This window comes from Kamptonema formosum PCC 10802 (assembly GCF_000332335.1).
Classification (GTDB): domain Bacteria; phylum Cyanobacteriota; class Cyanobacteriia; order Cyanobacteriales; family Oscillatoriaceae; genus Oscillatoria.
The window spans coordinates 371,802-384,596 of the sequence record NZ_KB235948.1 but is presented as its reverse complement, the minus strand read 5'-3'; the positions used below and the strand labels follow the sequence as shown (position 1 = coordinate 384,596).

Annotated in this window: 9 protein-coding genes; 5 read left to right on the top strand and 4 right to left on the bottom strand. The window is 53.1% G+C overall.

The window, feature by feature from the left end; genetic code table 11:
• Window positions 1-464: 464 nt before the first annotated feature.
• Window positions 465-695 (top strand): hypothetical protein, encoded by a 231-nt coding sequence (locus OSC10802_RS0101655; protein ID WP_017715047.1) that lies wholly within the window; start codon window positions 465-467, stop codon window positions 693-695.
• Window positions 696-991: 296 nt separating this feature from the next.
• A complete protein-coding gene (locus tag OSC10802_RS0101650; protein ID WP_017715046.1) occupies window positions 992-1,606 on the top strand; it encodes a (2Fe-2S) ferredoxin domain-containing protein in 615 nt (204 codons plus the stop codon).
• A 595-nt stretch (window positions 1,607-2,201) separates the two neighbouring features.
• Here OSC10802_RS0101650 and OSC10802_RS43820 read toward each other — a convergent pair.
• Entirely contained in the window at window positions 2,202-5,060 is a 2,859-nt protein-coding gene (locus OSC10802_RS43820; RefSeq protein ID WP_155967301.1) for an Hsp70 family protein, read from the bottom strand.
• Window positions 5,061-5,157: 97 nt separating this feature from the next.
• Window positions 5,158-5,901, bottom strand: coding sequence for a hypothetical protein (locus OSC10802_RS0101640; RefSeq protein WP_017715044.1), 744 nt, complete (start codon window positions 5,899-5,901; stop codon window positions 5,158-5,160).
• Window positions 5,902-6,194: 293 nt separating this feature from the next.
• Between OSC10802_RS0101640 and OSC10802_RS48575 the strand changes: the two genes are divergently transcribed.
• The 3 genes from OSC10802_RS48575 (at window position 6,195) to ftsH3 (ending at window position 11,094) form a co-directional block, all read left to right on the top strand.
• On the top strand, window positions 6,195-6,617 hold the full coding sequence (locus OSC10802_RS48575) for a hypothetical protein (protein ID WP_155967299.1): 423 nt from the start codon (window positions 6,195-6,197) through the stop codon (window positions 6,615-6,617).
• A 156-nt stretch (window positions 6,618-6,773) separates the two neighbouring features.
• A complete protein-coding gene (locus OSC10802_RS0101630) occupies window positions 6,774-8,909 on the top strand; it encodes a serine/threonine-protein kinase (protein ID WP_017715042.1) in 2,136 nt (711 codons plus the stop codon).
• A 343-nt stretch (window positions 8,910-9,252) separates the two neighbouring features.
• Window positions 9,253-11,094, top strand: a complete 1,842-nt coding sequence (gene ftsH3 / locus OSC10802_RS0101625) for an ATP-dependent zinc metalloprotease FtsH3 (protein WP_017715041.1) — start codon at window positions 9,253-9,255, stop codon at window positions 11,092-11,094.
• Window positions 11,095-11,443: 349 nt separating this feature from the next.
• On the opposite strand, the gene rpsU is transcribed toward ftsH3, so the two are convergent.
• Window positions 11,444-11,623 (bottom strand): 30S ribosomal protein S21, encoded by a 180-nt coding sequence (rpsU, locus tag OSC10802_RS45665; protein ID WP_071593257.1) that lies wholly within the window; start codon window positions 11,621-11,623, stop codon window positions 11,444-11,446.
• 583 nt (window positions 11,624-12,206) lie between these two features.
• Window positions 12,207-12,443 carry a hypothetical protein gene (locus tag OSC10802_RS0101615; RefSeq protein ID WP_017715039.1) on the bottom strand — a complete coding sequence of 79 codons (237 nt, stop codon included), beginning with the start codon at window positions 12,441-12,443 and terminating at the stop codon, window positions 12,207-12,209.
• Window positions 12,444-12,795 lie beyond the last annotated feature (352 nt).

Sequence of the window (12,795 nt, the reverse complement as noted above, 5' to 3'; positions counted from 1 at the left end):
TTAGGCTTGTTCCCAGCTAGATGCCCCGTACTTAAGCTTTTTTCTAAGATTTGTGAGCGTTTCTGCTGTTAAGCTTTTAATCTGCTTGTGGTCGAAAGGAAGCAGAGCCTAAGCGAGCAGCGTTCCCCACAGTGCACGCAGGCTTCCCGTAAGGGTGGCTGGAAGGGTAATATAAGGCGTAGGACAGGCGTCCCGCCTGTCCACAAAAAAATCCAGACCACCGCTCCTCAAACGCCTAACAACATGAGGAGCAACGTTTATTTTGCACGCCGTAGCGCATTCATCCCCACCGGCAAGGCATAAATCCCCCTCGTTTGTGGGAGGGTATTGTGCGAGACAGCGCTGCCGGTGCCTCTTGCAAGGGACGGCTTAGGCCAGCTCACTCCCCCCTGTAAAATCCCGCACAGCAGCCGGGGAAAGATTACGACCAAACCGGCAACTGCCTTAAAATCTATTTCAATATTATGCAATTTAATATAGCACAAATCTGGCAGCCGCCAGATTTATGGAACACGAGCGCGGAGCGACTTATCCTGATGGACGGCTCCGCTGGCAGGTCGTATTCCAGCATTTGCCGGCAGGTGCACATCCGGTTCTGGGGTGAAGCTGCACAACAAAGGCCAGACAAGCTGAAGCTGGCCGCCGGTATTAGTGTCAACAGTCCGGGCCTTCCTGAGATCAAATCTCCCGAGTGAAAATTTTTTTCCCAAACAACTGAGAATATTTTGCACTTGCTGTATGCTGGGAATAGAGGCTCACCCCCAGGAGTTTTGTGGAAAGGGGGAGGGAGTCGCCAGGGAACCTTAGTGGGAATAGATCTCATCTGTGGTGTTCAGGCAGTTGCAGGATTTGGGCCGGGATTAGGGGATTAGGGGATTGGGGATTGGGGGTTGGGGGAAAGCCAATGTCCAATCCAAAATGCGGGCATCCTTGCATCCGGGCATTCAAAGTCAAAAATTCAAAATCTAAAATCTAAAATCTAAAATCCAAAATGAGTCACTCTGACAAGCAAATCTCAGACTTTAACCTGCAAGGGCGTTTCCTCGGTTTTGTGTTTGAAGATGGGTACAAGCTGAAGTACCTGCGACTGGCGACTGCAGGGGGGGAAATTTGCATTAAAATGGCAAAACCGTTGCGGGTTAGTTTGGACGGGTCTTTGATGCCGGGGGACTGGGTGCGGGTTGCAGGTGTTACAAAGCTAGACCGGAAAACTGGCGAGAGAAAACAGAAAGCGTATGTCTTGGAACGGACTGCTGCTGCAGTGACGCACGCCCCACTGAAAGTTTCTGCCACACCGGCACCGGCTGCCCCACCCAAAGCTACTATTCTTGTCTGTCAAAAATCTGATTGCTGCCAGCGCGGCGCGAGACAAGTCTGCCAAGCGATAGAGGCGAGTTTGCGCGAGAGGGGACTGGAAGACAGAGTGACAGTTAAAGGCACCGGCTGCATCAAGCAGTGTAAAATGGGGCCAAATGTTGTGGTGATGCCGGATAAAACTCGCTACAGCCGGTGTCACCCTTCAGAAGTGCCAGCACTGATAGAAAAGCATTTTTGCGAGGAGACTGCCCGAGAGGATGCCGGTGCGCCGTTTGTAGTTGGGCTTTAGCCCCAGAGGAAAGTAGTTGGGCTTTAGCCCCAGAGGAAAGTAGTTGGGCTTTAGCCCCAGAGGAAAGTAGTTGGGCTTTAGCCCCAGAGGAAAGTAGTTGGGCTTTAGCCCCACAGGAAAGTAGTTGGGCTTTAGCCCCACCCGTTTGTAGTTGGGCTTTAGCCCCAGAGGTTTGTAGTTGGGCTTTAGCCCCACAGGAAAGTAGTTTCTCTCGTTCCCAGTTTGAGGCTGGGAACGAGAAAAAGAGGCTCTGCCTGGGAACGAGAAAAGGAGGCTCGATGGCGAAATATTGTTTTCTTCAGGCAGCCCGCCTGTTCTTTGTCAAGGGGGTGTTACAAAAATTAAACTGGCACCTAGCTGCGTTCGCGTGGGGGGTGAGAAACCGGGTTTCTTAACCACATCTCGGTTGAGATGCAAAGATTATCGCAGAAACCCGGTTTCTAGTCTAATATCTCGGTTGGGATGCGTAAGAGAGTGTCTCTAAAGAAAAGTGAAGCAGCCAGAAACCGGGTTTCTTTGGCTGTAGGGCATTACCTATCACTTGACCCAGCAAAAGAAGCCCAGTTTCTCACCCCCAGGCGTCCTTAACAATTATTTAGAACCCGGCTCTAAGGCCAAAACAAACAGATCCTTCTAGAATTGCAGCACTAGGTACTGGAGGGATAAGGATATTACCATTCTCAACTTCTGCTGCAAATCGCTTCTTAATTCGCTCGCGCAAAAGGGGAGACTCTGAAAAGCCACCTACAAGAAGCATGACGTCACATTTCTTTTGATTTGGCCGGCTGGGTAAAGCCTGTAATATTTCTTCTACTTTGGCTACTAGCTTATCTAGTGTCGGGGCAAAGATTTGATTTTTCATTACATCCCCTGACAGCCAAATATTGTACTCATCTCCCGATTGTTTAGCAGCTAGCTTTTTTAGGATAGCTGGATATTTACTTTTTAGCAACTCGTGAAGTTGCGCTGGCATTTCAATCAGCACCTCCTCTTCGTCAGGCTCAAAACCACACTTAGCTTTTTCCCATTCTTCCATTAATTGCACATAGGCTTGAGGGTACTTGTTGTGGAAATCGTTAATGACGGCAGCCGTTAGCATTTCTGGAGAAGACAGATACTGCAGAAAACTCTTATCTACATAAGTAGAGCCATGAGCGCCCCCACTGCCTGCTATCACCTCTTTTAGTCCCTTTTGCCCTTCTTTAATTATTACATCATGCACAGTAATATCAACTGTCCCGCCCCCACAATCAACTACCATAAAATGAGTTCCTGGTTGGTTCAGAAACTCTTGATTATTGAGTTTTTCTTGGCAGTAAATAGCAGCAGCCTCTGGCTCTAAAGCCAGATACAGGCGCTCCCCTTCATCTCTCCCTTCGCCAATTAATCCAGCTTTTATAGCTGCTTTTCGCATCAACATTTTATCCCCATCTTTCCAAATTGCCGGGACGGTCAAAACCCATCGAATTTCAGAGAGTTTCAAAGTTCCATTGGTTTGTTCCTTCATTTCTTCCAAGGCGAGCTCTTTGATTTCTCTCAAGTAATCCGCAATTAAATTAACTAACCAAAATTTTTGGCCATTTCGTTCCAGGTAAGGGCTTTCATCAGTTCCAGTTTTTCCTTCATACAATTCCATCTTGAAGTTGAAAAAAAAGCTGTAATCCTTGGCTTGATCCTTCGCTAGAAGTTGAGCTAGCCTTTTGACAACTTTAGCACCCCATTCCTCTAATGTGCCATCAGGAGAATATAAGAGATGGGTGGGAGTTTTTGGATATTTTACCTTTTGACCAGGCCATCGGGTTCTCCCTATTACCCTAGTATCGCCTTTCCATGCCAAGGCGTACCCGGAACGCGAGGGGCCAAAGTCAATTGCAATCACTACCCGGAAATCTCGATCGCCGTAACTCTTAGAAACAAAAGTATCTCCTTTCTTATCTCTTTTGATTCTACCTTGAATTTTCGATTCAAGCAAGATACTCGACAAAAAATTCGTTTGACTAACCCCCTTAGCATTCATCTTAGCCAGACTGCTGGCTAGCCGATCTAAGTATTGCTCATCTCCCCTACTAATCAAGGATTGGATTAATTCACTACTGCTCAGGTTGTCAAGTTGTTTGTTGCCTTGTAGTTGCAACCGAGATTTCATAGAAGAATCAACCTGAGACATGGCCCAAGACTTATCTGGCAAACCACTCAAACTCAGCGCCAAATCCAAAAATAAATAGGGAATGGCATTCGGGCGAGCGCTTTCCGCCAGCTGATAGAGACTTTGATAGCTGGAAACAATCTCTCGCACCAGCATTTTCTTCAAACTCTCGACCGGCACTCTTTCTAGCAACCCCGGCAGCAGTTCTGGCAACTTCGGAGGCGCATCGGAATGAGAGAAATGGTAGCGATCGGCCATCAGACCCACTAAAATGCAGTGGCAAATCCCTAAAAAATGGGCCAATTCTTGAATGTACTTGTCTTCCCTAACATTGTACTTGTAATCCCGGTCGCCGGTGAAGCCAAACTCCCGGTCTTCTTCTTCCTCTTCTAATATTAACAGATTCAGTTCGTCATCGCCACCCCGCCGCTTAATCTCCTCTAGACTTTTGCCTTTGTCTAACAGGATCATCCGGTACTCTCGCCACTTTTGGGCGTATTGGCGGGCGATGGGATACAAAACCTCTTTCCAAGGAACCGTCAGCACCTTTTCGTAGTGCGGGACTTTTTCCAGCATGTCCCAACCGGCCAGGTAAATCCGCAGCAAATCCCCATCTAGCTTAGACTCTAAAACCAAAGTAGGGACGGATTTGAGGACGTGATGCAGGATATCTACCGCACTCTTGCCGTGAGAGGACTTGCTTTCCCAATCCGCCCCTTGATATCTTACCGGCCTTTCTTGACTGGTGAGGGGGTAATGCTTGCAAAATTCCTGCACCCGATCCGTCAAGCGTGCTTCAATGCGACTGAACCCCTGCGCCGCGTTGGGGAATTTTTCAAACTCCAACGCTGGGGGTGAAATTATCACGAGGAAAGGGAGGCAGATGAAACTTTCCTGATAGCCCTTGTAAGCGTCTAGAATCACCCGTGCGGGGGTTTTGAGCGGAAAACTGTCTCGGATTTCTTTATTATCGGCGAGTTCTATCGCCGTCAGCAATTGGGCGCGAGATAAAATCAGTTGAGTTTCCCGGCGGTATTCTTCCAGCCTTTGCTCGTGTTGCAAGCGTCTGGCTAGCTGCTCTCGATCAAAATCTTGCCGGTTTTGCAGCCGCGCATTTTCGCAAAACTGCCGGTATTCCTCGATTTCTCGGTTAAATTTGTGCCGCACCTCTTCCAAGGAGGCTTGAAATTCTTGCCCCCTTGCTTGCATATACCTTTGCGTCATCGCCATCACTGTCTGGGGCGAGAAAAACGCTTGAAGTAACGGTGTTAGGCCCATTAATAAACTGCTAGCTAAGTCCCAGACCATTCTGCTATCTCCTGACGCTAAATTATAGACGCCCTTTGGGCTGACGAATACTCAGCAACCCGGTTGATTCAAGAAACCTAGTTTCTGGACTGCCCCATTAACTTTGCGTGCAAGTATTAAAGACCAATGTAGCCGCCGCCCAACGTGCTGTGATCCCTGTAGCAAAAAGCTGGCCATCGGTAGAATAAGCGCATCCAGAAGGGGTCACATAACCTATCTTATGTCCACCGGCATCATAAACATTCATATCCGCCCCCAAACGTCCGATATAGTCGCCGCCGCGATAAAATTTATGTCCCTCCACAGTCCCCGCCTGACCCCAACCATAACCATGCCACCAAACGCTATTGCCAATGAACTCTACCGAATTTTTATCCTCGGGAGTAATCGCCCCTGAATCAGTATAATGGAGCACATTCGGAGTAGCTTCTACCTGGGAGAGCAAGGCAGTCTGCTCGGAGGAATGGCCAGAAGAATGCCACTCAGTCTGAACACCGTCACTATTCAATATAGCACTAGACGACGCCGGTATTTCGGGGGCCACACTATCAGTCAATTCTGGCTTTATCTCGTCCAAACCCTCTCCAGAGCCGCTATCCAAAGCACCTGACAGAGGCGTCAATGAATGCCCGTAAGCCTCACTCCCCTCTGGGGCACCGGCTGGGTGTAAATCTAGAGAAAAGTGAGACTGTCCTAAATTTAAACTCAAGTGAGATGAATCCAGATCCTCAGAGGGCTGAGGGTTGCTCTGCCGGTGCGAGTCCAGACTTAGGGACTGCATCAAATCATCCACCGGCGAATGACTGCCACTCTGGGATGTGTCGTCAAAAGGGTTATTCATGGACTGATGCAAGAAGGCAAACTATTGTTCTTATTCTGACAGCCCATCTGCTTTTCGTCAAGGGGGCTTAACAAAAATTTAAATTAGCCTCTTAGAGGGCGTTGGAAGTGAGTTGTGCAAAAATAATATGACCTAGGGAAGACGAGGGAGTTCCCAGTAGGGTGGGTTCCATGTTACCCCCTTTTTTAAGGGGGGCTAGGGGGGGATCTCACCTGACTGACTTGTAAGGAGCAAATTGAGTTAATATTAAGGAGAAGGCGACGGGTTGATGCCGGCGAGAAAAATCCGGTTGATTGGCCTTTCTAAATAAAGAGAAGCCGGCACCGGCTCGATGGGAGCGAGTTAATAGGCTTGCCGGTGATTTAATCACGGTGGGTGCTGTCGCCAGAGGCGGGAAACCGGCATCTGGTGCCGGTTGCGCCCCACTGTGGCCTTGGAGACTGGCTGTGGATGGGGGCGTGACTTGCCTGCTGGCAGCGGGACAGTGGGGGCAAGCCAACCGGCTTTGCGAGATTGCTCTGTGCGATTGCCGCTGCTGGCGATGGGCAGAAAGTCAAATGGCATCTAAAATAGGAATAAACGACCTCACCCGAAAAGTAGGGACTGTACTGTTGACTTTTTGTCATGTATATCTTATAAACTGCAAGGCGGTGAGATTAGCAGCACTGCCAACCTCCCGATGCCACCGGCAGCCGGTGAAAGAATTAATGACTTAATGGGAATGCCGGCTAGAAATTGGCAGTGCTAGAACATGCCGTCTGGATTGGGGAATCTGCCACTGTGCCAAAAAGACAAGCAAAAAGACAAGCTCGCCACCTGCCGCCCTGGTCCGCTCATCTTATATTGAGGATATATTTATCCCGCAGCCAGCAATGAGCTACTGCATTAATCCGAACTGCCCGAAACAAGCTGACCCGTTACACGCAACGAATCGCATTTGCCGGCACTGCGGCGCACAGCTGGTGCTGCAAGGGCGGTATCGGGTGATTCGTTTGCTCGGAGAGGGCGGGTTTGCCAAAACTTATGTAGTCGAGGACTGTGGCCAGCAGAAAGTGCTCAAGGTGCTGCTGCTGAGCGAGCCGAAAGCGGTGGCGCTGTTTCAAAAAGAAGCCGAGGTGTTGAGCCTGCTCCGCCACTCAGGAATTCCCAGAGTGGAGCCTGACGGATACTTTACCTTTTCGCCAAAACCGGAAGCACCGCCGCTGCACTGCTTGGTGATGGAGAAAATTGATGGCCCAAACTTGGAAGAGTGGCTGTACACTCGCAGCAACAAACCGATCTCCTCTGAGGGAGCCCTGGAGTGGTTGCGCCAGCTGGCGGAGATTTTGCACAGAGTCCACCAGCAGCAGTATTTCCACCGCGATATCAAGCCGGCGAATATCATGCTGAGGTCAAACGGTCAGCTGGTGCTGATTGACTTTGGCAGCGCGAGGGAAGTGACCGGCACCTATTTGGCAAAAATGGGGGTGGGGCAAAAAGGCACGGTGATCGCGTCCAAAGGCTACACCCCGCCGGAACAAGACAGTGGCTATCCGGTGCCGCAATCGGATTTCTTCGCTTTGGGGCGCACCTTCGTGCATTTGCTGACCGGCAAGTACCCCCTGGATTTTTATGATGCGGCGACGGATGAGCTGAACTGGCGCGTCGCAGCGCCGCAGGTGAGCAAGCCTCTGGCAGATTTTATTGATGGCTTGATGGCCCGCAAGCCAGGGTCAAGACCGCCGAACACGGAGGTGATGCTGCAACAGCTGGCAGAAATTGACTTGAGGGCCAGCGTGGGGCCCGTCGGGAAGACAGGGGGCTGGTTGGGGTTTGACCGGCTGCCGAAGCTGAGCGAAAAATGGCTGGCCGGCGGTGCGCTGGTACTGGCCGGCGGTTTGGTATTCGGACAAGCTCTGTTTTACGGGTATTTGACCTCTCGCACGGGGGCGCTGGACGAGTACGGGGCCCACTCAATGCCGGTGCCGGTGGCACCTGAGAGCGGGCCATTTGGTGCCGGTGAGGGAGAAAAGCCCTCTCCTGGGGTGATTGCAGCCTACAGCCGGGAACGGATTCCCGCGCGGAGCAAAGGCAGCTCGCTGGAAAAGATAGCGCTGGCAACTACGCTGACGGGGCACTCCCTGGACGTGCGCTCTGTGGCCATCAGCCCGGATGGCCAGACGCTGGTTTCGGGCAGTTTTGACGCCACGGTCAAGATTTGGGATCTGGGCACCGGCCAAGCGATCCGCACCCTGCACCAGGATTCCAAGGCGGAAGAGCTGGTTTCGTCTGTGGCGATTAGCCCGGATGGCCGGATGCTGGTGAGCGGGAGTAACAGTTATGGCGGTACGGTCAAGATTTGGAATTTAAACACCGGCGAGCTGCTGCGGACTCTGCCTAAAAATATAGATGGGGTTTCGTCTGTGGCGATTAGCCCGGACGGGCTGGCAATCGCCAGCGGCAGTGAGGACACGACGGTGAAACTTTGGGATGCCGGCAGCGGGGCGCTGCTGAACACTCTGTACGGGCATTCGGGTGCGGTGCGCTCTGTCGCTTTCAGTCCGGATGGCCAGATTGTCGCTTCTGCCAGTGAGGACACGACGGTGAAGCTGTGGAACCGGATCACGGGGGAACTGCTGGCCACTCTGTCCGGGCATGGGGGGATGGTCTATTCGGTGGCGTTCAGCCCGGATGGGCGGCTGCTGGCTTCGGGGAGTGCGGACAGCACGATTAAGCTGTGGGACTTGGGATCTGGCTGTACGCCCTCAAAGCGGTGCTACGCCAAGACTGCTCTGTCGGGACATTCAGGAACGGTGTATGCGGTGGCGTTCTCTCCGGACGGGGAGACGGTGGCCGGTGCCGGTTTGGCCGGCAGGATCTCTCTGTGGGACGCTCGCAGCGGCGAGCTGATTGAGACGGTTGCGGGGCATTCGCGGTGGGTTGAGTCGGTGGCCTTCAGTCCCGATGGCAAGACGCTGGTGAGTGGGAGTGGGGATTCGACGGTGAAGATTTGGCGGGTTCCGCAGTAGGGGAACATTTCCACCAGCTTCAAGTAGCGTTCCCCCCAGGGGAACGCACCCTACTGCTAGAGTTTCGCGCTAAAATAGCACAAAATAAGTTTTCTGTCAAGGGTTCGGGCGGGCAAATTTGCCAAATCGGGTGGGCCAGTGGCGGGGCGGGAGTCGCCTCCTGAAAGCTGAGCCCGGGGGACCTGTCTGTAAAACCCAGACGGGGAGAGAGTTTGGGGTATTTTTGCGGTTGAGTTGGTGCGGGGTTGCGACATTTAGCTGAAAATACGTTAATATTATTTAACATAAAGACGAAAGTAAGTGTCCCCGTCAAAAGATAAACCCTTTAGGAGGATCGGTACCGGTGAATAAACGGTGGAGAAATGCGGGACTGTACGCACTGCTGGCGATCGTTGTCATTGCGCTATTTACCGCTTTTTTTGAAAAACAGCCCCAGAGCAGGGAGAGCTGGCGATACAGTCAGTTTATTCAGGAAGTTGAAGGCAAAAAAGTAGAGAAAGTAAGTATTAGCGCTGACCGGACGCGAGCTTTGGTGCAGGCTTCTGACGGCAACAAGGTGATGGTCAACCTGCCTCCCAACGACCCCGACCTGATCAATATCCTGACGGAGAACAGGGTCAACATTGAAGTGCTGCCGACGAGCGATGAAGGCTTCTGGCTGAAGGCGCTAAGCAGTCTGTTCTTCCCCATCCTGCTGCTGGTGGGCTTGTTCTTCTTGCTGCGCCGCGCCCAAGCGGGTCCGGGCTCTCAGGCGATGAACTTTGGCAAGTCCAAGGCCAGAGTGCAAATGGAGCCGAACACGCAAGTGACGTTTGGGGATGTGGCCGGCATTGAGCAAGCGAAGCTGGAACTGAGTGAGGTGGTGGACTTCCTGAAGAACGCCGACCGGTTCACAGCTGTGGGCGCGAAGATTCCCAAGGGGGTGCTGCTGGTTGGGCCTCCGGGCACGGGCAAGACGCTGCTGGCCAAGGCGGTGGCCGGTGAGGCGGGCGTGCCTTTCTTCTCGATTTCGGGTTCGGAATTTGTGGAAATGTTCGTGGGTGTGGGCGCGTCGCGCGTCCGCGACTTGTTCGAGCAAGCCAAGTCCAACGCACCGTGCATCGTGTTCATCGATGAAATTGATGCGGTGGGCCGGCAGCGGGGTGCCGGTTTGGGCGGCGGTAACGACGAGCGGGAGCAAACGCTCAACCAGCTGCTGACGGAAATGGACGGTTTTGAGGGCAACACCGGCATCATTATCATAGCGGCGACGAACCGCCCCGACGTGCTGGATGCGGCGCTGCTGCGCCCGGGCCGGTTTGACCGGCAGGTGGTGGTGGATCGCCCGGACTATGCGGGGCGTCTGGAAATTCTCAATGTCCACTCTCGCGGCAAGACGCTGGCGAAGGATGTGGATCTGGAGAAGATCGCTCGCCGCACTCCCGGGTTCACCGGCGCTGATCTGTCAAACTTGCTGAATGAAGCGGCGATTCTGGCGGCGCGCCGCAACCTGACGGAAATCTCGATGGATGAGGTGAACGACGCCATCGACCGGGTGCTGGCCGGTCCGGAGAAGAAAGACCGGGTGATGAGCGAGAAGCGCAAAACCCTAGTGGCGTATCACGAAGCGGGGCACGCTCTGGTGGGCGCGCTGATGCCGGATTACGACCCGGTGCAGAAGATTAGCATTATCCCTCGCGGTCGCGCCGGCGGTTTGACCTGGTTCACGCCTAGCGAAGACCGGATGGATTCCGGTCTGTACAGCCGGTCTTACCTGCAAAATCAGATGGCCGTTGCCTTGGGCGGTCGGGTTGCTGAAGAGATTATCTTCGGTGAGGAAGAGGTGACGACCGGTGCCTCGAATGACTTGCAGCAGGTGGCTCGCGTGGCCCGCCAGATGGTGATGCGGTTCGGCATGAGCGAGCGCTTGGGGCCGGTGGCCCTGGGCCGCCAGCAAGGCAATATGTTCCTGGGCCGGGATATCATGGCGGAGCGGGATTTCTCGGAAGAAACCGCCTCTGTGATTGATGAAGAAGTGAGCACCCTTGTGGAGCAAGCTTACCGCCGCGCTAAGGAAGTGCTGGTGAGCAACCGTCACGTTCTGGACACGCTGGCAGACATGCTGGTTGAGAAGGAAACGGTTGACTCCGAAGAACTGCAAGATTTGCTGGCCAATAGCGATGTGAAGATGGCGGCGATTGCCTGAGCGAGCCGGTATAGCAGTATTCACTTAGGTTAGGACAGTAGGACAGGCGAGACGCCTGTCCTACGCCTTTTATTAGGACACTTTTATCCCTAGGCCACTGAGGTCCGTTGGCAATATGACTGCTGCTATAACAGTAAAGTTACAGGCTCTCTACGGTGACAAGTTCAGGCCACAAACCCGGTTTCTTCAAAGAAACCGGGTTTTTCAGTGTTCAGCTTGCAGGGTGCGCCCCCCCCAGGGAACGCACCCTACTTCTACTGGCTCAAGTGTTGCGCGGAAAAAATCCGAAATGATGCCAGCGGCTTTGAGTGAATCTGGGGTATTTCAGAGACGCTCGCGCGACTCTCTCCTAGCGGAAACGTCTCTTGCGTCTGGCGGCAACGGCTTTGCGTTTGCGTTTCTCGATCGGGGTTTCAAAGTGCCGGCGATTTTTAACATCTGCCAAAATCCCCGCTCGGGAGACTTGACGTTTGAAGCGACGCAGAGCCGATTCAATTCCTTCGTTTTCGCCTAGAACCACTTGGGTCATTCTTGCTCCTTAATTACTAAAGGTGATTGGGTTGCCTGTCTCAGTTGCAGCTGTCAGGTGTTGGGGGTCAGGTACATTGAACCCGGAAAAATCTAGAAAAATCTAGAAAAATCTCAGTGGGGCTCGATCTGGAATCAGGCTGTCACGCCCCTGGCGCGGCGCGCCCCACCTGGGTTTAATGGGTCTGGGGTGACGCGAGGCCGGCATCAATCGCGCGCGACGCTTCTAGACACGAGTGTCCTCCGATAGCTCGGGTAATGTGTGCCCGCTCTATTAGGAGCCGCTGCGAATCACGAAAATGTTGAGGGCGCTTGTTAAACTAGCTACACTGCCGAGCGCTTAGCGGCTCCTAAGGTCGCATCCAGACGGGCTTACTTAATAGCTGGCGATAGGGCGGCGGGCTGGCGTGCACCCCCAGGTATGATGGCTCTCCCCAACGGAGTCCCATTGCTGGGACTGATTGCTGCCTCTTCCCTCCGTTTGCCGGAATTTACCGGAAACGAGTAGGTTTTCGGCAGGAGTCTCTCGCAGTTCTGTAGCGAAGAAAACATCCCACAACTAAATCCAGATCACAGACTACAGCTTAGCACACTGGAAAGGGCGCTCGCGTAGGGATTGGGCTTTGAAACGAGCCCGTCTCTCGGATCGCCGCCGCTCGCCAGCTTGCGGCGAGGGGGTTTTGGCCATCAGTGGCTCCCTGTGGGCCGGCGCTGTTCAGCTGCTGCGGTGTGGGGAGAGTGGCGGCTTTCGGAGCTTTGGCAGAAATATTTCTCTCCCGCACCCGGGCTTTCGGTGGCACCGGCAGGTTGGGCCGGCGCAAGAGCGTCTGGCCTCTTTTATAAGTGATTGCCCCTGTAATGCTTTTTTTTGATAATCAGAGCTAATCGGAAACCCTCACGCAACAGCCCGATTCTCTGCGCGTTTATTCTCATTAAGCTGGCCAGATGAGAGCGGGGGAGCGCTGCCAACCGGCCTCTATGATAGGATGTCCGGCTGCTTCGTTTTGGGATAGCAGGGGATCTCGGTCGCTCTGTAGCGAGGGAGCGGGGGAATTCTGGAGATAGATTGCAGCTTCTTTGCGTGGCGCGAAGAAACACAAACGATGCCATCGGAAAGGGTGTGAGAGGTTATCTAAAATCCAGCCAGAGAAAAATTGCCGGGGCGTTAAATTC

Excerpts from the sequence above, each read along its gene's own strand:
- OSC10802_RS0101650 (WP_017715046.1), top strand. The coding sequence starts at position 992 with ATGAGTCACTCTGACAAGCAAATCTCAGACTTTAACCTGCAAGGGCGT.
- OSC10802_RS0101630 (WP_017715042.1), top strand. The coding sequence starts at position 6,774 with ATGAGCTACTGCATTAATCCGAACTGCCCGAAACAAGCTGACCCGTTA.
- rpsU (WP_071593257.1), bottom strand. The coding sequence starts at position 11,623 with ATGACCCAAGTGGTTCTAGGCGAAAACGAAGGAATTGAATCGGCTCTG.
- OSC10802_RS0101640 (WP_017715044.1), bottom strand. The coding sequence starts at position 5,901 with ATGAATAACCCTTTTGACGACACATCCCAGAGTGGCAGTCATTCGCCG.
- OSC10802_RS43820 (WP_155967301.1), bottom strand. The coding sequence starts at position 5,060 with ATGGTCTGGGACTTAGCTAGCAGTTTATTAATGGGCCTAACACCGTTA.
- OSC10802_RS0101655 (WP_017715047.1), top strand. The coding sequence starts at position 465 with ATGCAATTTAATATAGCACAAATCTGGCAGCCGCCAGATTTATGGAAC.